The 25620-nt window shown below is 42.4% G+C and carries 21 protein-coding genes; 18 read left to right on the forward strand and 3 right to left on the reverse strand.

The features are described 5' to 3' along the window. Entirely contained in the window at positions 1 to 558 is a 558-nt protein-coding gene (locus JMX82_RS03845) for a hypothetical protein (RefSeq protein ID WP_201539546.1), read from the forward strand. A 145-nt stretch (positions 559 to 703) separates the two neighbouring features. Here JMX82_RS03845 and rluB read toward each other — a convergent pair whose 3' ends face one another. Further along, the gene (rluB, locus tag JMX82_RS03850) at positions 704 to 1651 is read right to left on the reverse strand and encodes a 23S rRNA pseudouridine(2605) synthase RluB (RefSeq protein WP_201502936.1); all 948 of its coding nucleotides are present in this window, start codon (positions 1649 to 1651) and stop codon (positions 704 to 706) included. Positions 1652 to 2240: 589 nt separating this feature from the next. Between rluB and JMX82_RS03855 the strand changes: the two genes are divergently transcribed. From JMX82_RS03855 to JMX82_RS03935, 17 genes are all read left to right on the forward strand, one after another. Further along, positions 2241 to 3332, forward strand: a complete 1092-nt coding sequence (locus JMX82_RS03855; RefSeq protein WP_201539547.1) for a polysaccharide biosynthesis/export family protein — start codon at positions 2241 to 2243, stop codon at positions 3330 to 3332. A gap of 9 nt (positions 3333 to 3341) precedes the next feature. Continuing rightward, positions 3342 to 3818, forward strand: a complete 477-nt coding sequence (locus JMX82_RS03860) for a low molecular weight protein-tyrosine-phosphatase (RefSeq protein ID WP_201539548.1) — start codon at positions 3342 to 3344, stop codon at positions 3816 to 3818. A gap of 31 nt (positions 3819 to 3849) precedes the next feature. Further along, positions 3850 to 6111, forward strand: a complete 2262-nt coding sequence (locus tag JMX82_RS03865) for a polysaccharide biosynthesis tyrosine autokinase (RefSeq protein WP_227676290.1) — start codon at positions 3850 to 3852, stop codon at positions 6109 to 6111. 49 nt (positions 6112 to 6160) lie between these two features. Further along, positions 6161 to 8164 (forward strand): nucleoside-diphosphate sugar epimerase/dehydratase, encoded by a 2004-nt coding sequence (locus JMX82_RS03870; protein ID WP_201539550.1) that lies wholly within the window; start codon positions 6161 to 6163, stop codon positions 8162 to 8164. A gap of 66 nt (positions 8165 to 8230) precedes the next feature. Next, positions 8231 to 9547 (forward strand): lipopolysaccharide biosynthesis protein, encoded by a 1317-nt coding sequence (locus JMX82_RS03875; protein ID WP_201539551.1) that lies wholly within the window; start codon positions 8231 to 8233, stop codon positions 9545 to 9547. Positions 9548 to 9616: 69 nt separating this feature from the next. After that, entirely contained in the window at positions 9617 to 10633 is a 1017-nt protein-coding gene (locus tag JMX82_RS03880; protein ID WP_201539552.1) for a glycosyltransferase family 2 protein, read from the forward strand. Beyond that, complete coding sequence (locus JMX82_RS03885) at positions 10626 to 11816, forward strand: hypothetical protein (RefSeq protein ID WP_201539553.1); 1191 nt, start codon at positions 10626 to 10628, stop codon at positions 11814 to 11816. The genes JMX82_RS03880 and JMX82_RS03885 overlap by 8 nt, the downstream gene beginning before the upstream one ends. A 13-nt stretch (positions 11817 to 11829) precedes the next feature. Then, positions 11830 to 12912 (forward strand): polysaccharide pyruvyl transferase family protein, encoded by a 1083-nt coding sequence (locus JMX82_RS03890; protein ID WP_201539554.1) that lies wholly within the window; start codon positions 11830 to 11832, stop codon positions 12910 to 12912. After that, positions 12909 to 13922: a glycosyltransferase family 2 protein gene (locus tag JMX82_RS03895; RefSeq protein ID WP_201539555.1), complete on the forward strand. Its 1014-nt coding sequence runs from the start codon at positions 12909 to 12911 to the stop codon at positions 13920 to 13922. Before JMX82_RS03890 ends, JMX82_RS03895 begins: the two co-directional genes overlap by 4 nt. Before the next feature lie 46 nt (positions 13923 to 13968). After that, positions 13969 to 15063, forward strand: coding sequence for a glycosyltransferase (locus JMX82_RS03900; RefSeq protein ID WP_227676292.1), 1095 nt, complete (start codon positions 13969 to 13971; stop codon positions 15061 to 15063). 183 nt (positions 15064 to 15246) lie between these two features. Beyond that, on the forward strand, positions 15247 to 16287 hold the full coding sequence (locus JMX82_RS03905; RefSeq protein ID WP_201539556.1) for an EpsG family protein: 1041 nt from the start codon (positions 15247 to 15249) through the stop codon (positions 16285 to 16287). Then, positions 16287 to 17150, forward strand: coding sequence for a glycosyltransferase family 2 protein (locus JMX82_RS03910; protein ID WP_201539557.1), 864 nt, complete (start codon positions 16287 to 16289; stop codon positions 17148 to 17150). The genes JMX82_RS03905 and JMX82_RS03910 overlap by 1 nt, the downstream gene beginning before the upstream one ends. 56 nt (positions 17151 to 17206) lie before the next feature. Beyond that, positions 17207 to 18376, forward strand: a complete 1170-nt coding sequence (locus JMX82_RS03915) for a glycosyltransferase (RefSeq protein WP_201539558.1) — start codon at positions 17207 to 17209, stop codon at positions 18374 to 18376. Beyond that, positions 18373 to 18984 (forward strand): sugar transferase, encoded by a 612-nt coding sequence (locus JMX82_RS03920; protein WP_201539559.1) that lies wholly within the window; start codon positions 18373 to 18375, stop codon positions 18982 to 18984. Before JMX82_RS03915 ends, JMX82_RS03920 begins: the two co-directional genes overlap by 4 nt. A 10-nt stretch (positions 18985 to 18994) precedes the next feature. Beyond that, on the forward strand, positions 18995 to 20194 hold the full coding sequence (locus JMX82_RS03925) for a DegT/DnrJ/EryC1/StrS family aminotransferase (protein ID WP_201539560.1): 1200 nt from the start codon (positions 18995 to 18997) through the stop codon (positions 20192 to 20194). Between the two features lie 311 nt (positions 20195 to 20505). Then, entirely contained in the window at positions 20506 to 21384 is an 879-nt protein-coding gene (folD, locus tag JMX82_RS03930) for a bifunctional methylenetetrahydrofolate dehydrogenase/methenyltetrahydrofolate cyclohydrolase FolD (RefSeq protein WP_201539561.1), read from the forward strand. Between the two features lie 99 nt (positions 21385 to 21483). Then, a complete protein-coding gene (locus JMX82_RS03935; RefSeq protein ID WP_045451736.1) occupies positions 21484 to 22002 on the forward strand; it encodes a phosphate-starvation-inducible protein PsiE in 519 nt (172 codons plus the stop codon). Between the two features lie 82 nt (positions 22003 to 22084). Here JMX82_RS03935 and JMX82_RS03940 read toward each other — a convergent pair whose 3' ends face one another. Then, positions 22085 to 23551, reverse strand: a complete 1467-nt coding sequence (locus JMX82_RS03940; RefSeq protein ID WP_201539562.1) for a di-heme oxidoredictase family protein — start codon at positions 23549 to 23551, stop codon at positions 22085 to 22087. A 234-nt stretch (positions 23552 to 23785) separates the two neighbouring features. Beyond that, positions 23786 to 25564 carry a chromosome condensation regulator RCC1 gene (locus JMX82_RS03945; protein ID WP_227676294.1) on the reverse strand — a complete coding sequence of 593 codons (1779 nt, stop codon included), beginning with the start codon at positions 25562 to 25564 and terminating at the stop codon, positions 23786 to 23788. Positions 25565 to 25620 lie beyond the last annotated feature (56 nt).

Here is a 25620-nt window from a genome sequence, read left to right on the forward strand (position 1 = left end):
ATGAGCATCTTAATAGGCATTGGCATTGTAACGACCGTTACCACCTTCTATTTGGGTAAAAAAGGCTGGCATGCGCTGCATAAAGCGGTCGGTATTTCGCCAGGTGTACTCACTTATCAGGATTATGATGCACCGTTGTCATTGTCCAAACTCAGTTGGCAGCAACTAAATTTACATAAAAAACACCTGAAAGATTTGTCAGAGCCACAGCTGCGCCAATTAAAACGTATCGATGAAAAAGTAACCCGCTATCAAGCGTATCAAAAATCACTACAAGCTCAGCATAAAACGCCTGCCGTAACCGAGCAGCAGTTTGTATTGAATAAGATGTTGCACACTCGACTGCCTGAAATGCTTGCCAGTCATCATCATCTAGCGAATATTAATATAAGCACTGACAATGCGGATAATGAAAAAAAGGCGGAAGCCAATCAGTTATTACAGCAGGTATTTAATAATATTGAGCAGCGTCTAGATAGATTATTAGAACAAATGGAAAGTCAGCAGTTGCAAGAGCTACGAGTAATGAGGAATTATATTAATAGCCACGATAGCTAAATATAAGTCGTCAGGTTGATAGCTACCTTTTATATTATTTCTATAAAAAAAGCTGCCAATGATTATTCATCATTGGCAGCTTTTTTGTGGTCTACTTTAAAACTATTGAAGATTCAAAGTCACACTACATTTTACATTCAGGCGATTAACGCTTGTCGTTGCGGTCACGAGTATTGCGCGTACCACGGCTGGCAGGGCTAGCACTGCTTTTAGGCTTCGCGCTGCTGTTGCGATTGTCGCTACCACTGCGGCTATCGCTACGACTGTCAGTAGCGCGACGCGCTTTAAGCGGCTTGCTTCTGATACGCTCTTGCTTCTCTTTCGCTGCGCCATGCAGACCCGTACCATAACGAGGACGCAAGCTCACTAAATCAGTCAACGTATTGATATCTTTTCTGTCGAGTTCTAAGAAACGACCAGTACGTAGCTCTTTTGGTAGAGCAATCGTACCGTAACGCGTGCGTAGTAGACGGCTTACTTTCAGGCCTTGTGATTCAAACAAACGACGCACTTCGCGATTACGACCTTCTTTTAGTTGGACGTGATACCACTTGTTGACGCCTTCACCACCGCCTTCTTTGATATCTTCAAACTTTGCAATGCCATCTTCTAGCATAACGCCAGCCGTTAATGCACGTGCAATTTCAGGCGTGACTTCACCCAATACACGGACTGCATATTCACGAGTCACTTCGCCAGACGGATGCATCAAGCGATGCGCCATCTCACCATCATTGGTAAACAATAATAGCCCAGTTGAATTGATGTCCAAGCGACCAACCATCACCCAGCGATCATGAGTCAGTTTTGGTAAACGCTCAAAAACGGTTGGACGGCCTTCTGGATCTTTAGCAGAGCAGACTTCGCCTTCAGGTTTGTAGTAAGCGATAACACGGCGACGCTTCTCGTTTTCAGAGGTGTATTTAATCTGACGACCGTCAACGCGAATCTCATCGCCTTGTTCGACGCGATCACCAATGGTCGCAGGTCCGTTATTAACAGTAACACGCCCTGATTTTATGACTTCTTCCATTTGACGGCGTGAGCCAAGACCCATACGGGCGAGGGCTTTCTGTAATTTTTCATCTTTCATAATCATGTCCTTGAGTCGGTGGGTTTACATTTCTCAATGTAAAAAATGGGATTGACTATTCTACGCTATTTTGATGACTTTAGCACGCAAACCAGTATCTACAAAAGGTATCAATTTATCGTTTTACATTAATAAAAGAAAGTTTGCTAAATTAAAAGAGATTTCTAAAATAAAAGTTGATTAGGCTGTTATAAAAGTAAGATATTTGCACACAAATGCTTATATTTGTTTTTTAATAAAACAGTGGTTTCTTTGAATGTTATTAAGATCAGTTAAGCAGCATAACCAATACCGAATTTCTATTTTCGGCAGCATGAACCCTAAAAAATACTGCTAACACCTTTTAATATGTCCTCCTATTTAGATTTTTCTGTCTTTTTGTTTTTATCGATATGAGCTATACGCCTTTTTTGAAAAGGGTTTACCTAAAATAAATTAACTAAGAAAACTGTTCTTACATCAATGTTTATAAATATTGCGTTATGTATAGTTTAGGTGTATATTCAATAAATACATCCTTTTTTATGAATATATTGGCAGCAGCAAGGCACTTATTTTTGATTCACGAATATAAATATGAGTAACTGTTATGGTTTATAAATATTTCATTTCTGTACAAAAGCGCTCCTTAATACCGAGTGCGTCTTGCTTATTGCTGACAGTATTGCTCAGCAGTTGCACCATAAATTCAGGACTTCAGTCTGGAAAATTACCCGAGTCAGGGACATTCACTGCAGAAAACGGTCTACAATTCTATATTCAACCTTTGAGTTTGGCTAATCTACCACCTAAAGAAGCCGTCATCCTTGATCGAGATTTATATCATTTAGTAAAAACATCTGGGCGTGTCAGCTATGGCATTGCTAAAGGGGATGTTCTCAATATTATCCTGACCAGTTATCCAGATATTAATGCCTCAACGTCTAGTCTGACCGTTGACCAGCAAGGGTTTATACAATTCCCCTTAATAGGGAGAGTCAAAGCCAGTGGTCTCAGTGTGCCGCAGTTCACTGCCACTTTGCAAAGCAAGCTCCAACGCTATCTCAAATACTCAGATCCTCAGGTCAAAATCATCAACTACCGTGGTAGTAAGTTTTTCGTGGATGGTGAGGTCAAGCAGTCTGGTGAGTTTGTTATCGCAGATGTGCCCATCTCAGTATATGGCGCTATTTCTATGGCGGGTGGTACGACTGATACGGGTGATTCAAACCATATCGTATTAAACCGTCAAGGCAAAAGTTACAAGCTCGGTATCCAATCATTAAATCAAATGGGGCTGTCTGCCAATCAAATATACTTACAAGACGGCGATGCTATTCATGTCAATAGCCAAAGCCGCAATAAGGTCTATGTATTGGGAGAATTTGGCAAAATTGAGCCCGTTGCTATTCCTGAGCAAGGGCTGAGCCTAGCGCATGTACTAGGTGAGTCAAATGGGTTGAATTCTAATACGGCCAACGCCGCCAAAGTATATATCGTTCGGGATAATTCAAAGTATCAATATACCAATATTTATTATGTCGACATGCAGAGCATCACAAGCTTTGCCTTGGCCAGTCGTTTTGACATGCAAGCCAATGACATTCTTTATGTTGATCCAACTGGCTTGGCGCGCTGGAATCGTATTATTAGCGCCATACTGCCTTCAACATCAGCAATCAATGTGATTTCAGGGATATAGGAGTCAGTCATGGGAGCGTTTGATCAGGTCTTGGTCGTTTGTGTTGGCAATATATGCCGCAGCCCGATGGCCGCTGCCATATTAACGGCATATTACCCAGAAAAGCACATTGACTCTGCTGGTTTGTCAGCGCTCGTAGGTCACGCAGCTGATGCCAAAGCGGTTGCATTGATGGCCACTCATAATATAGACATCAGTGCTCATATCGCCAAGCAAATTGATGAAGCATTAGTCAGTCAGTCAGATTTAATTTTGACGATGACAACCAGCCAAACCAAATGGATTGAAAATCAGTGGCCGCACTGTCGCGGAAAAACCTTTCGAATAGGGCATTGGCTTGATAAAGATATTGCTGACCCTTATCAGCAGGATGACTCAGCATTTGAGAAGAGTAGACAAGATATTATCGCTAGTCTTGAACAATGGACTGACAAGATTAGCGACGCGCCATCGATTAGAGCGTTGAAGTTCAGCGAATGCTATTAAACGATCAACATTGAGCGATGAGTATATGGTTATGAATAATATGGATTCAAAAGACCTATCAACGTCTACGGGCGAAAAAAACAATGACGACATCGATTTAATGGCGCTGGTTTTAGTATTGTTACGCGGTTGGAAAATCATTGCTCTCATGGCGATATTGGGGCTTTTACTAGGGCTTTTGTATACCCGCTATGTGAATCCCATCTATAAATCAGATGCGCTGATACAGATTGAAGAAAATACTCAAGGAATAGAGGCACTTGGCGCGAGTATCTCAGATTTGGTCGGTGCAGAAGTCAGCAAAGCGGAGACAGAAGCAGAGCTGATACGATCACGTATGATATTGGAGCCAGTGGTTGAGCTATTGCACCTGCGCATTAAACTAACAGATCCCAATATTGGTCATCTTGATAGAATAAAAAGCAATCGTACTTACACGCAATTAAACACACCGGATGATGTGTCACTTGATACCGAAAATGGCATAGTGAAAGTCCGCCAATTTGATGTATCACCAGCGTACTTAAACCAACCTTTCACACTAACAAAATCTGCTACAGGGTTTGTTTTGAGCAATGGGTTTGATGAATTCAAAGGTCAGCTTGGTCAGGCGCATCAGTTCAAAGGGTTGGACGGTCAGATTAATATCACTGTCACAGAGTTACCTGCTGATGGTTACCCAATTAATATTAGTAAGCAGACGATAAAGGCTGCGACTGACGCTATCAACGGCGCCTTATCCGTTGAAGAAAAAGGTCAAAAAACGGGGATCATTCAGCTGTCGATGACGGGTCCCAACCAAGAGCAAATCACGACTATACTCAATCAGATCGTCCGATCTTACGTCGATCAAAATCAATCTCGCGGTTCTGAAGAAACGACTAAAACACTTGCCTTTATGGAAACGCAGATCCCTCTATTAAAAGAAAAATTAGAGACTTCTGAGGCACTGTTTAATGACTTTCGTAAAAAATATGGCACGATTGATGTGGGTAAAGAAGCCGAGTTGTTATTGAATGAGAAGTCCCGCATCGATGAGCAGCTCAATGAGCTTAAACTCAAAAAAGCAGACCTAACCACTTATTATACCGAAGAACATCCACTGGTCATCCAAATTAATGAACAGCTCAAAGTGCTCAATAATAGAACAAGAGAGATAGATAATACCATTGCAGGTCTACCTGAAATACAGCGAGAGTTTCTAAAGCTATCAGAAGATACGGCAATCAATCGAGAAATCTATCTGACGCTGCTCAAAAATTATGAGCAACTTAAAATCGTCAAGGCTGGTCAAATCGGCTATGCCCGTATTATCGATTCACCGACCAGTACCTTTAATGCCATTGCACCAAATAAACTACAAATCCTGATGCTGACCACATTGATAGGCATGATGTTTGGGGTGATGCTGGTGCTCTTGAAGAACCTTGTTAGAAATGTCGTAAAAGATCCAGAGCATTTAGAGGTCACAACGGGCATCCCTGTCATTGCAACGATTCCACGCTCACCCTTACTGTCGAGGTTGAGTAAAAAGAAGAATACCACCCCTCGCATTCTCGCTCATGTTGATCACAGTAGTTTGAGTTATGAGGCGATCAAAAGTTTAAGAACCAATTTGATGTTTGGTATGCCAATGGGGACAGCGATCGGGCAGCCCGCGCAAGTCATATTGATTACTGGGGAGAGCCCTGGTGTGGGCAAGTCGTTTATCGCTGCCAATTTATCAGAGGTATTTGCCCAGCTCAACAAAAAAGTCTTGGTCATCGATGGTGACATGCGCTTAGGTGAGCTGCATAAAATGTTTAATATGAGCCAACATGATGGTCTTGCCGATTATTTGTTGCAGGATAAAAAGCATTTTTCTCCGATTGATGGTACTCAATCAGATAGTGAGGTTCCTAGCTTAGGGGTCGAAAGCTTTATTCATCCCACTGGTATGGAGTTGATTGATTTCATACCGCGCGGACGGCAGCCGCATAATCCTACCTCTTTATTGATGGGCGAAAAATTCAATCATTTGATGGCAGAATTAAAGACTCAATACGATTATATTGTCATCGACTCACCCCCGATATTGGCGGCGTCAGATGCTATGGTACTTGCGCAACATGCAGACAAAGTACTCATCGTTACGAAGTTTAATCATTCAATAGAGGGGCAACTGGTTTATGCGATCAAGCAAATGAATAAAGCCAATGTACAAGTAGATGGCATTATTCTCAATGATGTACAGCAGGGTCTTATGGATAAATATAGCTACCATTATCATTATGCCTATGGAGATAACCGCTAGTTTGCGTGGTTGTCGCTCATAAGCAAACCAACTTAATTGGGTGGATATTATGTTTATAAAAACAGAGTCAAACAATGCTTATCAATCGTCCAGTGGTTTTAATCAATGGTCGAAGCGTGTGGCTCTGTATTTATTGTCATTACCACGCCTGACTAAAAGCACCCTCTTATTTAGTATAGATTTTGCCATGTCGATCTTTTGCCTATTATTGGCATTAATGCTACGACAAGGCTATGTGGCCTCTCATATCAGTCTTGCAGCATTGGTCTTTTATGCATTCGTGCCGGTTGCTAGCTTATATCTTATTGGTTTTTATCGCAGCGCCTCTCGAGGGTTTTTTGATGCAGTGATGGGTCGTGTGCTGCAACTGTTTTTTTTACTTATTATTGTTTATCAAGTCATCATTTATTTGAGTCCATCAGCGACGATACCGCGCTCAGCCCCCGTTATATTTTTATTTTTATTTTTTATTTGGCTGTGGAATAGTAGGCTCATGATCCGCGCGTTACTGAAACGTCTACAGGGTACAGGTCAAAGCCGTCGTCCAGATGTCTGTTGTGACAACGTGATTATCTATGGTGCAGGAGAAGCTGGTCGAGAGTTGCTAGAAAGTTTGAGGCATTCTTATCAGTACAATGTGGTGGCATATATCGATGATGATCCGCAGCTTACTGGGGCTTATTTACATGGCAAACAAATATATGCGGCTCACGCGCTTCCGTGGTTGATAGAAAAACTCAATGTGGCGCAGGTGATTTTAGCCATGCCCTCTATGAGCCGTGCTCGTAAAAAACAGATTATGGACAGTCTGTCAGGTATCTCCGTTAAGATAAAAGACTTGCCAAGCTTACGTGAGCTTGCTGATGAGATAGTAACCGTCAGTCATATACGACCCGTTGACATACTAGATGTGCTCGAACGAGAAACGGTCGAACCTGTTGCGGAGTTGCTACAAAAAAACATCACGGGCAAAAACGTTCTCGTTACCGGGGCAGGTGGTTCAATAGGTAGTGAGCTTTGTCGGCAAATCATCAAAAATAAACCTAAATGCTTAGTGCTATATGAACAGTCTGAGTATGCTTTATACACCATAGATCAAGAACTTGGTAATCTAAAAACAGCGAATGCTGATTATCAAAATATTGAGATTGTTAGCATTATCGGCAGTGTCAGTAACGAAAAAAAATTAATCAATATATTCGAAAAAAACCATATAAAAACGATTTATCACGCTGCAGCCTATAAGCATGTGCCTATTGTTGAGTCCAATCCCTTTGAGGGCACCATCAATAATACCAAAGGCACCTACCATTGTGCCCGTGCTGCGATACAGGCTCGCGTTGAGACTTTTGTGCTGATTTCTACTGACAAAGCTGTGCGACCTACCAATGTCATGGGGGCGTCCAAACGCTTGGCTGAGCTGGTCTGCCAAGGATTGAGCCAAAGTAATAGTCAGACTTGTTTTAGCATGGTGCGTTTTGGCAATGTTTTAGGGTCATCAGGCTCTGTGGTGCCGTTATTTACCAAACAGATTGAGCAAGGCGGTCCGATCACCATCACCCATCCAGACATCACGCGCTATTTTATGACGATTCCAGAAGCGGCCAGTTTGGTTATTCAGGCAGGTGCGATGGCATTCGGTGGTGAAGTGTTTGTGCTTGATATGGGCGCGCCCGTCAAAATTGTTGATCTGGCAAAACGTATGATTCGTTTGACAGGTTGTGAGCTAAAAGATGATAGCAATCCCAATGGCGATATCGAAATCGTATTTACTGGCTTGAGACCGGGTGAAAAGCTCTACGAGGAGTTAATCATTGGTGAAGACAATATCGAACCTACTTTTCATCCATTGATTATGCAAGCAATGGAGCACAGCTTTCCTTTACAAGATATCGAAAATATTTTATTTGAATTTGCAGAAAAAGCAAAGCAGCAGGATGTGGTCTGGCTGAAAACACAGTTTAAGTTTTTTGTCGAAGGTTACCGAGAAGGATCTGATAAAGATGTCGAGGTAGAGAAAGTAGATACCACACTGACCAATGAAATGGGTTAATAGAGAGAGGCGCGCTGTCATAAATTCCTTATAAGTTCTGTGAGGTACTAAATTGGACAATATGTCATGAGCTCTGGAGTATTTTCATCGATACAGAGCACAATAAACAGGTTGAAAACCAGTCATTTTGTGCGAGATGTGGTCATGGTTGGTGGCGGTATTGCTGCTGGGCAGGCCATCGCCATGATTTTTATGCCATTTCTCACAAGACTATACAGACCTGAGGATTTCGGTATTGCTGCTGCCTTTACTGCTATCGTCAGCATTATTACGCCGATTGCCACTATGGGCTATGCAAATGCAATCGTGATGCCAGACAGTGACGAGGATGCTGCGGCAATTGCTCGATTGTCTATATTACTTAGTCTGGTGATAGCCGTTTTCTCATTCATTGTTGTTTATGTCGGCAAGTTTCATTTGGCAAGTTGGATGGGTATGGAAAGCACGCCAAACATGCTATATCTCATACCATTAACGCTATTAGTCGGTGCTTTTCTTTCTGTCGCTGATCAGTCTGCTATTAGAGTGGGCTTATTTAAAGCGAAAGCTCGGGCTTATGTGGAAAGCAAGTTTTTAACAGATAGCAGTAAGCTGATAGGCGGTATGATAGCACCTTCAGGGATGTTACTTATTTTATTGACGATAGCAGGGCAGCTCACAAACTTTATCATGCAGATGCTTCGTGTACCTAGAGTAGGTGTATTAAATGTCCGTCATTGGTTTGGTACTAAGGGTGTTCGACATGCCGCCATATCACAGCGTGATTTTGCGATATATCGTATGCCACAAAGTATCCTGAATGCGGCTTCAGTGGGGTTGCCAACTATCTTGTTAGCGTCATTATTTAGTGCCTCTTCTGCAGGGCAGTATTCGTTGGCTGTTCTTGTGCTTGGTGCACCCGCGATGCTGTTAGGTCAGGCGGTTGGAGAGGTTTTCTATCCTAAAATTACGCGTGCCATCAGAGCAAATTCACCTGAGGCTTATCAATTTTTATTAAAAGTGACGTTGGTTTTATTGGTGGTAGGTATTGTGCCATTCGGTACAGTGTTCGTTTTTGGCGATTATCTTTTTTCTTTAGTGTTCGGTGCAGAATGGGCATTAGCAGGTAGTTATTCGCAGTGGCTGTCTATTTGGCTTTTGACCAGCTTAGTGTCTGGTGCAAGCACTGCGGCATTGCCAGCATTACGTTTACAGCGATTCCTTTTGATTCGAGAAGTGTTTGCAGTGGTATTTCGTGCTGCAGCGCTGTATGTAGGTTTTTACGTTTTTGAGTCAGATATGATAGCCATTGCCCTTTTCTCATTTGTTGGGGTTTTGCTCAGTTTATCTATCATTTATGTCGCTTTTCGGCGTCTTGTTCATATCGATGAAGTGGAGCGGTAGGTACGTTTTTTGACTGCTTTGAATGTCACAAAGGATATGTATGAGAAGTCTCAACTTGAGAGGCTCACTATGATTTCAGTTATTATCGCTGCATTTAATGCCGCTGCTACTATTGATCGTTGTATTAATAGTATTGACGTTGCGAAAAAGAGTCACGACATTGAGCTGATAGTCATTGACGATGGTTCTAAAGATAATACTGCTAGCCTATTGCATAGCTGGTCAAATGCTAGGACATGGATTATGGTGAAATATCAAAAAAATGCAGGCGTGGCAGAGGCTCGTAATACTGGGCTCGATATCGCAACCGGCAATTACATCGTTTTTATAGACGCGGATGACACCATTGATGATTGGTATTTTGATTTTGTCTTTGATCAAGCTGTTGATCGAGATGTTGAGATGTTGGCATTTGGTCATAAACGCATGATGCTGGATGGCTCTGTTATTGAGCGTCCTAATAGTGCGGCAGAATACTCACGGCAAGATATCGAGATGCTACAACTGAGAGTGACAGAGAATAGACATATATATTGGTACGCCTGCACCAAGGTGTATAGCAAAAACTTAATCGCAGAGCTGCGTTTCGATAGCGACGTCAAATTTGGTGAGGATGGTATTTTTAATATCGCATGTCTAAGCAAAGCGAATCGTTTATCGGTGCTGCCAGACTGTCCATACAACTACTATGAAAATGCGACCTCTATAACAAGCTCACAATATAAATCAGGGCTTTTGGAATCCATTGAAGCGGACTATACAGCCAGAGTCAAGATACATGATTGGTCGATCAGTGCTACTGAAAAGCAAGTGCTATTATCGGACTTTGCTCGTAGTTATGTCGAGCATATGCTGCCATATTTACTTAATAATTTGGCGCATATCGATATGAAAAAGCGTCGTGCAGAGCTGGTTAAAATACGCCAGTCTTTTGTTTATCAGAACTGTTTGCCGCATTATTATCAACGATATCCTGCACGTGGCATTCGTGTATTGATTTTATGTTTTTCACGGCGTTGGTATGTTATGACGCTGGTTTTTCTTCAACTGTCTTGGTCTAAAGCAAAGGTGAAAAAATATGCTTAATATTGATTTGTTGCCTCAGCCTTTACGCAGTGATGAAAAGGGTCAAAAGCGCTGTTGTTTACTGCAACAGACAACAGCTAGCGGGCAAATGACTGAGAAGGCATTGTGGTTTTTATATCCAGCGAACTTGCCAATGCCAGAAGACGATGATTGTGATGCTTATTTACTGGCCACATTGTTGCCCGCGATGCAGATGCGAGCAGCCATTCATGTGCATGGTAGCGTGTCGCATGAGCTATTAGCCAACCTGACAGAGCTACAGTATGTTTGGAATAAGTGGTTGCCAGAGCGTTATTTTTTGATTGATATACAAGTTGATCGTATTAGAGAGAGCGACGTACAAGTAGATGGTGCGATTGCTGCATTTTCTGGTGGCGTTGATGCTCAGTTTACCGCTTATCGTCATGCGACAGGCAGAGCAGGATACGCCACACGAAATATTAAAGCAGGGGTTTTTGTGCATGGCTTTGATATACCTTTAGAGGATACAAAAGGCTTTGCCAGTGCAGCAAAAACAGCGGCAAACACACTCGCAGATATCAATATTGAGCTATTGCCAGTTGAGACAAATATTCGCACGCTTTGGTCTATCAACTGGGAAGACTATCATGCTGCTGCTATCGCTTCGGTCTTATGTGGCTTAAAACGATATGCAGGCATTGGACTCATTGGTAGTGGTGATTCTTATGATGTATTAATTAGTCCTTGGGGCTCACACCCAATCACTGACCCGCTGCTAAGTTCTGGCGACTTTAGACTCATTCATGATGGTGCAGGCTTTAGTCGGTCAGAGAAGCTTCAAGCACTTGCAGAATGGCCATTGGGTATAGAGAATTTACGTGTCTGTTGGGCTGGAGATAAGCATGATAGCAACTGCGGTCGCTGTGAAAAATGTGTTAGGACGCGTCTCAATTTTTTGGTTGCAGGTATAGATAACCCTCAATGTTTTAGCGAGCCCATGGACTCATCACTTTTTAAATCAATGGCTATAAAGGGCAGGGCTGTCAGCATAGATTGGAAGTTAATTCGTCATGAGATGATTAAAACGGGTAGAGGTCTTGAATGGCTGCCATACATTGAAAAAGCACTCAAACGTAAACCACCCCCTAACTTGAATAGATTGTTTCCTGTTGGCTCAAGGCGTCGTATGTGGGTGAAGAAGCTGTTAATGAGAAACAAATAAGGGAGCATTAAAAATGAATATTGCTGCTATAAAAAAGCTCATACCACTCAAACTAAAGAAACATTTAGCCGCTTATATGGGGGCGAGAGGTTTACCGTTACCAACTGGTAAACGGTGCTTTATTTTTCTTGCCGCTGACTATGGCAATATTGGTGATATTGCTATTTCTCACGCGCAAAAGCAGTATTTGCAACGTGTGCTGACGGATTATGATGTTGTTAGTGTTGCTATCAGTCAAACCAGATTTGTGCTCAATTCAATTAAACAGCAAATAAAAGAGACGGATATCGTCACTATCATCGGCGGCGGTAATATGGGTGGCACGTATCCTGATATTGAGGAGCTGCGCCAATTAGTCATCAAGTCATTTCCTGCCAATCGAATCGTTTGTTTTCCTCAGACACTAGATTGGAATGATTCTATTCAATCTAAACGTGCCTTGCAGCGTATTGTGAAAGTTTACGCCAAGCATCCAGATATACGTGTTTTTGCCAGAGAGTCGATAACAGCGGCAAAAATCATCGAGCTTTTTGCTGAGTACAGTAATGTGCATATTGGTCTCGTACCAGATATTGTGATGAGCGCGAATGCAACAGTGCTGGGTACGACAGATTGCTTAGCGCCTTCAGGTATTTTGCGCTGCTTACGAGATGACAAAGAAGCCGCATTATCAGCTGAGCAATACGCCATGATAGACAAAGCCTTAGCAGATACTGGCTATCAAATTGAAAAGACCGATACACACGCTGGTGGTTCGCAACTCGATGAGGCACATTGCACAAAATTACTGACGGACAAGCTTAGTCAATTCCGTGCTGCAAAATTGGTCGTGACTGACCGGCTGCATGGCATGATTTTATGTTTGCTATCGGGTACGCCGTGCTTGGTACTCCCGAACGCCAATCATAAGATAAGACAGACGCAGTTGGACTGGTTAGGCGGTCATCCAAGGCTGGTGTTTTTAGAATTGGAAGAGATTGCTGATATTGCAACATTCATCGATAGCCTTTTGTCTGTGCCTCACGGTACGATGGATGAGTCTCCAGTTGATATAGCTGAGTACGATGACCTAAAAAAAGCGTTAGTAGCGATATGACGACTATCGAAACGCCATTAGTAAGTATCATCGTACCAGTGTATAACGTTGCGTCATATATCGATGCTTGTTTGGCATCCATCAAGCAGCAGACTTATCAGAATATTGAAATTATCGTTGTAGAAGATTGCTCCACTGATGATTCAAAACAAGCACTTGCGTCACATCTTATGGATGAACGCATCAAAGTCATTCAGCATCATAAAAACAGTGGTCTTTCTACGGCACGTAATACTGGTATCAAGTCTGCGATAGGCGAATACATGATGTTCGTTGATTCTGATGACACTATAGACCCCCGCTTGGTGGCAGCGTGTGTGGATTGTGCGCTCAGCACGAATGCAGAGGTCGTGACGTATGGCTTTACGCCATTCAAAGATGGCATCACAGAGACAGATCTGCCGTATCCGGCTAGCAATTTAGCATTTGAGGCAACCAAAATAGACGGCTTATATTTTAGCTTACCGCATTTTGCATGGCTCAAATTTATTAAATCTAGCGCAGTGCGGTCGGCCTCGTTACAGTTCCCAGTGGGTCTGTACTACGAAGACTGGCCTTTTCATTGGCATCTTGGCTTAGCTACTAATATTAAATATCACCTGCCCATTGATTTTTATCTATACAGACAGCGCGGCACGTCGATCACAGGGTCAACAGATAAAAAACTATTAGACCTTTTCGTTATCCACGCAGAAGTCATTAGTTTAGTAGAGGACTATCAAGCGGATGAGGTTAAAAAAACACTCGCCAATAAAATTAAACAAAGTCATTGGAGTATCCTTACTCGTATAGATAATGACTATTTAGCAGCTGCATTGGCACAAGCTAAAAAAGCAGATAAAACGTTACGACTAAAAGGTTATAAGAGCGATTTGACCGTAAGACATATACTGATTAGTAATATCGTACGTATGCCGACTCAAGTTGCCTTGCTGATGTTACAGGTGCTTCGTCAAGCGCTAGGCAAAAGAGCAAGGGTTAAAGGTCAAGAGAAAGCAGATTCAGAATAGTTTTAAAAAATACGTTTGGTTTTATGGCTTCTTAATAGGTAAAGAGATGACTATTCAGAGAGTGCTGCACATCGTGGGGAAAATGGATCGGGCTGGGGCAGAGACCATGCTCATGAGTCTATATCGCCATATAGATTATAGCCAGATGCAGTTTGATTTTATCACCTTTACCGACGAGGTCGGTGACTATGATGCTGAAATAATAGCGCTGGGCGGTAGGATTATACCGATTTTAGCGGATCATTCATTAGCGCGTATGTGGAAGCTTAAAAAATTCCTCAAACAACACCCTGACTATCAAATCGTTCATGCTCATATGCTATTAAACAATGCTTTTCATCTGCTGGCTGCCAAAGGTGCTGGCGTGCCGCATCGCATTTCACATTCTCATAGCACCAGTAATGGTAAAACCAATATTGTTAAAAAAATATATGAACAGTGGGCATTCATTACCAATCGTAAATTGGCCACGAATAAAATGAGTTGCGGTGAACAAGCGGCAAATTACCTATTTGGCAGCATAAAAGACGTGTGGCTATTGCCCAATGCTGTTGACATACAGCAGATGATGACAGTCGCTAACCAATCAAGACAGTATATCGACCAAGAATTTGGCGATGAGGGGCTAAAAATCATCCAAGTTGGTCGTCTAAATGAGGTTAAAAACCATCAGTTTTCTTTAGAGATCGCTGAGCAGTTAAAAAAACGTCAAATCGCTTTTACCTTATACATTGTTGGACAAGGTTCATTGGATATGAGGCTCAGGCAACAAGTAGCAGATAAGTCACTCCTAGATACGGTCAAGTTTTTGGGGATGCGTACGGATATCACAGAATTAATGGCCAGCGCCGACTATATGATTATGCCTTCGTTACACGAGGGTTTCCCTGTCGTCTTGGTCGAGAGCCAAACAGTTGGGTTAAAGGCGTTGGTTTCTGACCAAGTATCACCTGAAGTAGATTTAGGACTTGGATTAGTACAGTTTTTACCGATTCACTCAGCCAAGGATTGGGTTGATTGCTTATTAGCGTCTAAACAGCCAAAACCCAATGAAAAAGACATAACCGCAGCGCTGAATTTATATGGATTTAGTGCTGCTACCAACGCGCAAACACTAATGCAAAAGTACTTGAGTATGTGACGGAGTGGTTGCTTCTTATTTATATTCGTTTCAAGGTAGTTTGGACGGAATGAGAAAAAAATCGAGGTAGATAGGCTATAGTTATATAGGTACTGGACGGTACAAAAGACACTAGACGGTGTAAACCTGCCACCATATCCGATTTATATAAGATTGACGACATCTACTTTTATAGAGGGTTAAATGCTTCCATACCTGCTGGTTCTTAGCCTTGTTATTTTTTGGATCGTACTGGAGAAAAAATCTCTCAATCGTACGTCTTTTTGGCTGCCGCTAATTATATTGACATTGTTTGCAGGCCTTCGTAGCTACCGAGTCGGTACGGATACAGGAAACTATACGAGAAATTTCAACAGTCAATTGAATGCCGAGTACTTTAGGTTCAACGAAGACATTGAGTTCGGTTATCAGTTATTAGAGTATGCGTTATTACGTATGACCACTCATTATTTTTGGCTGCTTGCTATTACCAGTTTAATTATTGTCTATTGCTATCTTAGAGTGATTAAAAAATACAGCGTAAATTATTGGTTTTCCGTATTTTTATTTATTACATTAGGCGTTTATACTTTTTCTTTTAATGGACTACGTCAAGGATTGGCAATGGCGATCTTTACCTTGGCCATTCCTTATCTGTTAGAAAAACGATTTATTCCATACCTGTTGATTTGTGCAATTGCTTCATTATTCCATGTAACTGCATTGTTTATGATTCCATTTTATTTTATCGTTAATTTAAGAGTAAAGCCCTTATATAAGATTTTGGCAACATTTTTAGGATCGCTATTAGTGAGTGGGGTATTGGTCGCTTATATTTCTTCTACTAACGATAGATACGAGGGTTATGCGAAAGCATCCGATGAAGCAGGCGGGTTTTTAACGCTTGGTTTTTATACGGCTATCATGATTTTAATCATCTTGGTCAGTTATCTGTATAAAATTAAAGACAAAGATTTTCAAAGATTAATAACATTTTACGCATCAGGCGTGGTTTTTATCATACCGTTAGCGATGTTGGGAACCAGTCCTTCAGGTCCTCAAAGGCTGCTTGCTTATTTTACATGGACATTGGTTTTGATACTGCCTATGATTTTAAAAAGAATCAATAATATTTATTTATATATAGCGAGTATCGTTATTTTTCTCATGTATTTTGTCTTGACGACATCGAGATTTAGTAACTTGAGTCCGTATATTATCAATCCGATATTTGAGGTTTTCTAATGAAAAATCAGACATATATATCTATTGGTATTCCCATTTATAATGCTGAAGCGTACTTGGAAGATGCTATCAAATCCATATTGGCTCAAACGCATGAGTTATGGGAGCTTATATTGATCGACGATGGCTCTACTGATGCGTCATTGGCCATCGCCAAGCGTTTTGAAGAGTCTGACCATAGAATAAAGGTCATTGCTGATGGCATAAACAAAAAACTGCCTGCTCGATTAAATCAGCTTATTGAAGAAGCGAACTATGATTATATAGCGCGCATGGATGCCGATGATCTCATTCATCCGGATAGACTAGCGATTCAATTAAGTTTTTTAGAAAAAAATCCAGATTATGATCTAGTTTCTACAGGTGTCGTGTCTATTGATAATTTTAATAAAGTTTATGGTTGTCGTCATGTCGATCAAATTTATACAGAATTTAAAGAAATAGCCGCGGCTTATCCTATTGTACATGCTGCTGTTTTGGCAAAAAAGAGTTGGTATGAACGAAATAAATATAATGAAAAATATCCAAGGTCTGAAGATTATGATTTGTGGTGTAGAGCTATCTCAAATCAAGATTTAAATTTAGCGGTATTGCCTGATTTATTATACTATTATAGAGAAGAAGGAAATTTATCACTATCTAAAATAACGAGGTCATACAAAGACAGTTTTAAAACGTACTGTGAATATAAAGGAAACAGTTATTTAGGTTCTTTAAAATTATCAGCAAAACTGACAACAGTTACTTTTTTAGATTCGATAGGATTATTACAAAAGATAGCCAATAAAAGAAATAAGTTAACAATATCTGACACGCTAAGAAGTCATCATCAGTCAGTGATAAATAGTATTTGTGCTAAATAATATTATTTATAAAATGTCACTGATAAAATAATATAAAAAAATATTGAGGTGCTGAAATGACATTAAAGATATGCTTTCTAATGACAGATGCGGTGTCATTTAATGTGCTATATCGTGATCAGCTTGAATACATTAGAGACCATGCGGATGTTGATATCACCTTAATATGCGGTGGCGATAAACAGCAGTTAGATATTTTACGTGAGCGCAAAATAGGCAAGGTGATTAATTTAAATTTTCAGCGTAAGCCATCTTTGTTTAAAGATGCTCAGTCGCTCGCGCTTTTAACCCGTTATATGCTATCGAATCGTTTTGATGTGGTGGTTTATTTAACGCCTAAAGCCTTGTTGTTAGGGAGTATCGCAAGTGCTGTTACATTGCAAAAGAGACGAATTGCTTTTAGCGTGGGTAGAGCCTATGAGAATTTCTCAGGTTTAAAAAAGAGGGTATTTCAGGGTCTGGATATATTAAGCTTTGGCTTATCTCACGAGGTTTTATTTGTTTCTGAATCTTTGCTCAGCGTATGCTTAGCAGAAAATATCCTCAAAAAAAGTAAGGCAACTGTCATTGATAATGGCTCATTTAACGGCATCGATACTGATTTGCTGCAACCTGTGGCTCAGCTAGAAAAAGAGGCATTAAGAAAGAAGTACAAAGTACCTGGAAATACCTTTGTGATTTGCGTGGTAGGACGAGTTTGTGATGATAAAGGCTTCAAAGATATTGAGTATATATCCGAAAAACTAAGAGAAGAAAACGTCTACTTTATGTTCATAGGAGACTGTGAAGACGACGTAGGGAAAACAGCCGTTGAAGAAGTCGTCAAAGATAATAGAGGTGTATATATACCAGCCAACCCAAATGTGCACGAGGTTTTTCAGTGTGCTGATTTACATTTATTTTTGAGCTATCGTGAAGGGTTTGGCAGTGTCGCTATTGAAGCAGCAAGTTGCGCCGTTCCAACCTTTGCCTATGATGTCGTTGGTGTAAAAGATAGTGTCAAAGAAGGTGTCAGTGGTCGAAAATTCAATTTTAAGGATATGTCGTCTGTCGCCGAAGCGATCAGTGCTGCTGCTACTGATAAGGAATTTGAAAAGAGATATCCTGATGCAAGAAACTGGGCCATTGCAAATTTTGAACGCAAGCAATTGTGGCAAAGTTATTTAAGTTTTTATTTACGTAATAGGGATGACCGCGTAAACGACAAAAGGCGGGCTGAAAAATGATAAATCGACTATTTGACATCACGGCGGCCACGGCGGCCTTGGTAATATTATCTCCTGTTTATGCTATTACGGCTTATAAAGTCAAAAAAAACTTAGGCTCACCAGTGATATTTAAACAAACTCGCCCTGGTCTAAATGGCAAGCCGTTTGAGATGATTAAGTTTCGCTCGATGAAAGATGCGATCGATACAGAGGGTAATCCTTTAGAGGATGATGAGCGTTTGACGGCATTTGGTAAGACCTTGCGTAATAGTAGTCTCGATGAGCTGCCTGAACTATGGAATGTGATTAAAGGTGATATGAGTTTGGTGGGGCCGCGACCATTATTGATGGAATATCTGCCGCTATATAATGATGAGCAAGCGCGTCGCCACCGTGTACGTCCGGGTATTACGGGATATGCACAAGTTAATGGTCGTAATACGATTGGTTGGCATGAAAAATTTACGCTCGACACATGGTATGTCGATCATCAGTCATTATGGTTAGATATTAAGATTTTGATTAAAACAGTAAAAAAAGTCATTATCAAAGATGGTATTAGTGCTGATGGTGAAGCGACCATGAGTAAATTCACAGGTAATAGCGTCGATAAAAACGCGCTTTGATGAGGAACGCATGCTAAATACTCCTTTTTCACCTTGGCCTAGTTTTACTCAGCAAGAAGCGGATGCGGTCAGTCAAGTATTGCTATCCAACAAGGTCAATTATTGGACAGGGCAAGAATGCCGTCAGTTTGAAGAGGAATTCGCTGACTGGGCGGGTAGCAAATACGCGATTGCATTGGGCAACGGAACTTTGGCATTGGACGCGGCATTGCAGGCACTTGGTATAGGTGTGGGTGATGAAGTTATCGTGACGCCGCGCACTTTTATTGCCAGTATCTCCTCAGTGGTTAATGCAGGCGCGACGCCCATTTTTGCGGATGTTGATGAGGCGACAGGGAATATCACTCCAGAGTCGATAGCGGCGGTATTGACGGACAAAACTAAAGGCATCGTCTGTGTACATTTGGCAGGTTGGCCCTGTGATATGGATGGCATTATGGCATTGGCAGATCAGCATCATTTATATGTCATTGAAGACTGTGCACAAGCGCATGGTGCACGCTATAAAGGTCGCAGCGTTGGTAGTATCGGTCATATTGGCGCGTGGAGTTTTTGCCAAGATAAGATCATGACCACAGGCGGCGAGGGCGGCATGGTCACCACCGATGACGAGCAGTTATGGCGAAAAATGTGGGCGTATAAAGATCATGGCAAAAGCTATGCGGCGGTCTATGAGACCGAGCAGCTGCCCGGCTATAATTGGCTACATGAGAGCTTTGGCACCAACTGGCGCATGACCGAGATTCAAGGCGTGATTGGGCGTATTCAATTGGCACATATGAGTGACTGGATAGCGAAGCGCCGTGCTAATGCTCAAGCGATATTAGAGGCATGTGCTAAATGGGAAGAAAAAGGCTATCTATCGGTGCCGACATTAGAGCAGACCTCTCAGTTTCCAAACTCTAATCATGCCTATTATAAATTGTATGTTTATGTGCAACCAAATAATCTAGCTGAGGGCTGGACACGTGATCGCATCATTGAAGAAATAAATGCGCTGGGCGTGCCTTGCTATTCAGGGTCTGCCTCAGAGGTATATTTAGAAAAAGCATTCGATGATACAGGCTTGCGTCCAGAAAACAGACTGCCAATAGCAAAACAGTTGGGAGAGACCAGCTTAATGTTTTTGGTTCATCCTACCTTAACCACTGCCGAAATCGCGCAAACGGTAAATGCAATCGATCGCGTATTTGCTTTAATGATTCAGTGATGTGAGAATATCGCTTATTAAGGCGTGTTGATTATTTATAAGTAGTTGCAGCTATTGGCTTTTATTTTTGATTGGACTTTCTTTCAAAACAGTAAAGGTTGTCAAGGTTGCATCGGCAGTGGCATGATATTGCTGGATTGGCGAGTGATAGAAACTTATAAGTATCCAAGTCTTATCTCACGCTAGGATTTTTTAGCCCAGACAGGTACAATATCAGTCTTAATCATACATTGATCAAGCATAAGACAGGCATGCAAGTAGTTGCGGGCGCTGTCTTTCTTTTTTTTATCGCACCCTCTATTGGAGTTACTATGTCAACTGCCCAAGGATCTGCTACCGTTTTGGACGGTAAAGCACTTGCTAAACAAATAGAACAGCAACTGAGTACGCGTGTAGACGCTATCAAGAATAAAACAGGACGTACCCCAAGCTTAGCGACGATATTGGTCGGCGACGATCCCGCTTCTGCGACTTATGTACGTATGAAAGGTAATGCTTGTAAACGTGTCGGCATGGATTCTATACGCGTTGAGATGCCAAGTGCGACGACCACTGAAGAGCTGATGACGAAAATAGATGAACTCAATAGCAATCCAGACGTCCATGGTATTTTGCTGCAGCACCCAGTACCTGCACATATCGATGAGCGTGCTTGCTTTGAGCAGATTGACTTGGCAAAAGACGTTGATGGTGTGACCTGTCTTGGCTTTGGTCGTATGGCGATGCAGCAATCTGCTTATGGTTCATGTACCCCACAAGGCATCATGCACTTATTAGAGCATCATAATATTGAGCTTGCTGGTAAGGAAGCCGTAGTTGTAGGTCGCAGTGCCATCTTGGGTAAACCAATGGCGATGATGCTATTGAATGCCAACTGTACGGTAACGATTTGCCATTCAAGAACGCAAGATTTAGAGTCGCATATTAAGCGTGCGGATATCGTGGTTGGGGCAGTGGGCGTGCCTGAGCTGATCAAAGCTGATTGGATCAAAGCGGGCGCTGTGGTTATCGATGCAGGCTTTCATCCAACGGATAATGGCGGCGTCGGTGATATTGAGTTGCAAGGCGTAGAAAATATCGCCAGTGCTTATACGCCTGTACCGGGCGGCGTGGGTCCAATGACCATTAATACCCTTATTCGCCAAACGGTTGATGCTGCTGAAAAATCTGCCGGTTTGAATATCGGCTAAAAAGAGAGTCATACGAATACTGATTGCCGATAAATAAGGGGCCTGAGGTAATATATACTCAGGCTAAATCAACCACATCTCAGTTGATAGGACCTAAACATGGCTAAAAAAAACGTAGGTGTTCATGAGCGACTACAAGGTATCGGTAGAGAGTTTGTCGATGTCTGTCATTACGTTATTTTATTTCTAATCAGTGTGGTTGTCGTTTGGACCGCTGGCAAAGAGTTCGTTGGTATTGTTCAAAAAGGCTCAGCGGATTTAAAAGACATATTGATGTTGTTTATTTATCTTGAGCTGCTGGCCATGATAGGTATTTATTTTAAAACCCATCGTCTGCCGGTACAGTTTTTGATATTTATCGCGATTACTGCTTTATCACGACATTTGGTGGTTGATGTACAGGCGGTCTCAGACTATTTCCATTTATGGCTGCTGGCGACAATTTCTGTGGCCATTATGCTATTGAGCGGTTCTATCGTAGTATTAACTTGGACAGCAAAAACGTTTGGCCGTCCAGAGGACAATCTTGATAAACAGCATGCAAACTTAACGATTAAAGCGCTGTTACCTGATAATGCTCAAGCGCCTGATAGTCATACCAAGCATCGCCGTGAATAACTATTAAATAGCAGCATAAAAAAGGGTTACCACTGGTAGCCCTTTTTTGCCTTCTTAAATCTCACATTTTATTGTTTGAGTGTTAAATGCCCTTTAAAAAGGTCATTAATGTTTGTTTTTGCGTGGCGGATAACTGTGTAAAGCGCGTCTTTGTACCTTCTGCTTCACCACCATGCCAGAGTATCGCTTCAGTCAAGCTGCTGGCACGACCATCATGCAAAAACCGCGCTTCTGGATCACGTGCCACAATGCCAATTCCCCACAATGGCGGTGTACGCCACTCAAAGCTTTCTGCATTTTTCTCTTTCACGCTGTCATCTAGTCCAGCGCCCATATCATGCAGTAATAAATCAGTATAAGGATAAATGTTTTGCTGTGATAGGAGCGGGAAGCGATCACTATTGCCTGTTTTTTGTTTGGGTGTGTGACAGCCAGCACAGCCGACTTGCGCAAACAGTTGCGCTCCTTTATTAAAATCTGATAAATCGTCTATTCGTCTTTCAGGTACGGCAAGGGCGGTCATAAAATCGGTCACAGCGTCTAGACTGCTGTCTGAGACTTCTGGAGAGCCGCCATTCGCTGCTGTCCAGCAAATAGGCTGATTCACTGTACAGTTAGGATCCATAAATACCGAGGTGGTCAAACCCATATCTTGCGACATTGCATTGGCGTTTTGGGTACGCAGGCTTGAGTTAATCGCCTTCCATCCAAAGCGGCCAATGCGCTGCTGTTTGCCATCTTGTACCCAATGTACGCGGCCACTGATACCGTCTTGATTGTTATCATCAGGGTCAGCTGCCGCAATGATATGCGCTTCAGGAATGAGGTCGAGCAAGCCCATGCCGACCAATTGCGGTGAGATACGTCCGCTAATTGCTGTATTTCCTAAGGGTTGATTAGGGTCAGTTGGAGTAAAGCTAAACTGTATGCCAGCAGGCTTGTCATTTTGACTGGGCATTGCTGCGTAGCGCATGCTCCCTTCGGGATTGATACTTGTGGCAATACTTTGATGCTGCATCTGTTCACCGTAATAAGCATGTGGCAGGCCTTGCTTATTACCCAACCGGAATAAAATCGCATCACTTAGCTGACCATTGGCTGCATAAATGGGTTTGCGACCTTCAGCGCTATGGCATTGGGTACAGGCATTGGCATTTAACAGTGGCCCCACACCATCGAACAGTACGCGACCCTCATTTGCTGGTGTCCACTCTGTGATAAATAACTCACGTCCAGGTGATACCCCGCCTAAAGCGCTGCTCGGTAGATTGGGCATGATTTGCAAAAAAGGCTGTGATCCATTGGCGGCAATCGTAGCACTGCCACCTGCTGGCTGCCAGTTGGTATCGATTTCTGGAGTGTCAGGAGTAGTGGGTGGGTTGGGTGCGTTAGTATTGCCATCATTACTGGAATTATTTGAATCATCTGAGCCACCACAAGCAGTGAGCAGCAGCGCGATACTTACACTGAGTAGTGTGTTACGTATGATGGGAAGTGATGTATACAGTGAAGAATTTGATATGGTTGACGAGTTTGATCGTAAAAACATGGGCTGACCTGAAATGGCTAGAATATAAGGGGCTAGGGTGTATCTTCATCGTCAGCCTATTTAGAGGGCTGTCGATTTAATTGAGGATATCCTGAGGATTATGCGATAAGCTACCGCGCAATAGTTAGGCGTATTGACTTAAACAAGCAGCATAAACGAGACTGCTTGTTTGAGAATTTTATGATAGGAAATTCAACCAACTATGCACTGTTCGCTTCGTCATGCTTAAAGCACTTATAGCTGACTAGGTAAAGCAACTGGGATAGGGTTATTGTACATCCAAATATGAGTGGTGTCTTTGTTGCCGAGTGAGCCTTCAAAGCTCCAGCCCCACGTAAATAAATGACCAGCTTTCAGCGTATTATTATCTTGATCAAACGATTTTTCATGAGCAATCAGATGCATGGCACCCATGGCCATATTATCGATATTCTTTAGATTCGGCAGCTTATTGGTTGGTTCATCTAGGTCGTTGTAAATGGTCTTGCCTGCGCCATTTGTCTCCCCAAACATGCCCCATGCATAGAGAATACCATCCGTTGTTGATGAGCCATTATTAGTGGCGACATTATCCAGTAACGCATAGCTGGCATTGCCATTGGCATAGACGCGGCGAACTTCTTTATCTGTAAACCAAGGCAGTTTGGTCGGTGAGGTAATGACATCTGCCCATGCCTTTTCGCTGCCATTAAATGTCTCACCATTGTAGCCCAATTGACTAGTGGCATTTAACCCCCAACCATACACTGCGTCTTTATTGGTCAATGCTAAGATATGGTCTTTGCCAGCCGTCAATTGGGTCACTTTTTCTACATCTATAACGGGTTGGTCGTCAGCTCTTTGAGTGGCGTTATCTGTCTTAGCAGTAATGGCGTTATTAATCGTTTCATTAATGACATGAATACGTACAGGGGTTGTATTGACGTTGATACATTTGGTTGTAGTGTTACAGACTTTGCCTTTGCCAAGGTTGGCGTAAGCATCGCTGCCCCAACCCCAAACCTGACCTTTGTCATCTAAGGCATAAGAGCTATTGCCACTGACAACCACCTGCACGATATGTCCTGCCTCTGTGGCTGCTGTAAAGTCAACTTTGACAGGGGTGCTGCTATCGGTGCTGGTATTATTACCGAGCTGACCATACCCATTGGCACCAAAGGCCCAAACCGTACCCTCTTCGGTCAATACCAAGTTATGGCTATAGCCGGGTGCGACCATGACGGCGTTTTCGATACCTTCGATCGCGCTGATATCCAAACGACAGTCAGCAGTCTTGCTACAATCATTACGACCCCCATCACCGCGACCCAGCTGCCCGTATTTGTCTTCGCCCCAACTATAAACTTGACCATTTTGAGCAATAGCGAGTGAATGATTTTGATTAAAGCCAATAGATAACAAATCTTTTGGTGCGCTGTTCATTAGCATCGGCGTGTCTGGATGTCCCATAATATCGCTGATTTTTGTGGTCAGACCGAGTCCTGTCTGACCATAGTTGTTGCGACCCCAACCATATAGCTGACCATCACGCAGGGCAGCGGTATGCGAACCACCTGCCGCTATGGTATCGCCTACGTAGATGATTTTGGTTGAGCGCATGATATTACCGGCATTGTCTGTGGCTTCTAAGACAATGGTATTGCTACCTAGCGTTAATAAAATACGATCATCAAAATAACCATCAGCATCTAGCGTTAGCGCTTGGGCTGATTCGTTATTATGCATATAAGTCAATGATTTGACGCCGCTGCTATCTTGTACTTGTCCTGAGACAAATACCGCTGCAACCGCGCTATAGCCATCAGTAAAGTTGCTATCAGTGGTTAGTAGTGGCGGTGTCCCATCTATGATAGCAGTGGCTGTGTCGGAATCACTGCCACAAGCAGTAAGAATCAAGGCTGCGGTAACGACCGCGACAGCTTGAGTAAGACGGGATAAACGTATAAAAACCTCGATAGATGCAAATTGACAATATGTCAGTACGCCAGCCGTAAAATAACAAAACCGTCCCATACAAATCCGACGGTTGTAGGGTTTGTGCTATTGACTGAGTCAATCATATATGATGG

Source organism: Psychrobacter sp. 1044 (assembly GCF_904846525.1).
In the GTDB taxonomy this organism is placed as follows: Bacteria; Pseudomonadota; Gammaproteobacteria; order Pseudomonadales; family Moraxellaceae; genus Psychrobacter.

Coding starts and splice junctions, on each gene's coding strand:
- JMX82_RS03845 (WP_201539546.1), top strand. CDS start 1: ATGAGCATCTTAATAGGCATTGGCATTGTAACGACCGTTACCACCTTC.
- rluB (WP_201502936.1), bottom strand. CDS start 1,651: ATGAAAGATGAAAAATTACAGAAAGCCCTCGCCCGTATGGGTCTTGGC.
- JMX82_RS03855 (WP_201539547.1), top strand. CDS start 2,241: ATGGTTTATAAATATTTCATTTCTGTACAAAAGCGCTCCTTAATACCG.
- JMX82_RS03860 (WP_201539548.1), top strand. CDS start 3,342: ATGGGAGCGTTTGATCAGGTCTTGGTCGTTTGTGTTGGCAATATATGC.
- JMX82_RS03865 (WP_227676290.1), top strand. CDS start 3,850: ATGAATAATATGGATTCAAAAGACCTATCAACGTCTACGGGCGAAAAA.
- JMX82_RS03870 (WP_201539550.1), top strand. CDS start 6,161: ATGTTTATAAAAACAGAGTCAAACAATGCTTATCAATCGTCCAGTGGT.
- JMX82_RS03875 (WP_201539551.1), top strand. CDS start 8,231: ATGAGCTCTGGAGTATTTTCATCGATACAGAGCACAATAAACAGGTTG.
- JMX82_RS03880 (WP_201539552.1), top strand. CDS start 9,617: ATGATTTCAGTTATTATCGCTGCATTTAATGCCGCTGCTACTATTGAT.
- JMX82_RS03885 (WP_201539553.1), top strand. CDS start 10,626: ATGCTTAATATTGATTTGTTGCCTCAGCCTTTACGCAGTGATGAAAAG.
- JMX82_RS03890 (WP_201539554.1), top strand. CDS start 11,830: ATGAATATTGCTGCTATAAAAAAGCTCATACCACTCAAACTAAAGAAA.
- JMX82_RS03895 (WP_201539555.1), top strand. CDS start 12,909: ATGACGACTATCGAAACGCCATTAGTAAGTATCATCGTACCAGTGTAT.
- JMX82_RS03900 (WP_227676292.1), top strand. CDS start 13,969: ATGACTATTCAGAGAGTGCTGCACATCGTGGGGAAAATGGATCGGGCT.
- JMX82_RS03905 (WP_201539556.1), top strand. CDS start 15,247: ATGCTTCCATACCTGCTGGTTCTTAGCCTTGTTATTTTTTGGATCGTA.
- JMX82_RS03910 (WP_201539557.1), top strand. CDS start 16,287: ATGAAAAATCAGACATATATATCTATTGGTATTCCCATTTATAATGCT.
- JMX82_RS03915 (WP_201539558.1), top strand. CDS start 17,207: ATGACATTAAAGATATGCTTTCTAATGACAGATGCGGTGTCATTTAAT.
- JMX82_RS03920 (WP_201539559.1), top strand. CDS start 18,373: ATGATAAATCGACTATTTGACATCACGGCGGCCACGGCGGCCTTGGTA.
- JMX82_RS03925 (WP_201539560.1), top strand. CDS start 18,995: ATGCTAAATACTCCTTTTTCACCTTGGCCTAGTTTTACTCAGCAAGAA.
- folD (WP_201539561.1), top strand. CDS start 20,506: ATGTCAACTGCCCAAGGATCTGCTACCGTTTTGGACGGTAAAGCACTT.
- JMX82_RS03935 (WP_045451736.1), top strand. CDS start 21,484: ATGGCTAAAAAAAACGTAGGTGTTCATGAGCGACTACAAGGTATCGGT.
- JMX82_RS03940 (WP_201539562.1), bottom strand. CDS start 23,551: ATGTTTTTACGATCAAACTCGTCAACCATATCAAATTCTTCACTGTAT.
- JMX82_RS03945 (WP_227676294.1), bottom strand. CDS start 25,564: ATGGGACGGTTTTGTTATTTTACGGCTGGCGTACTGACATATTGTCAA.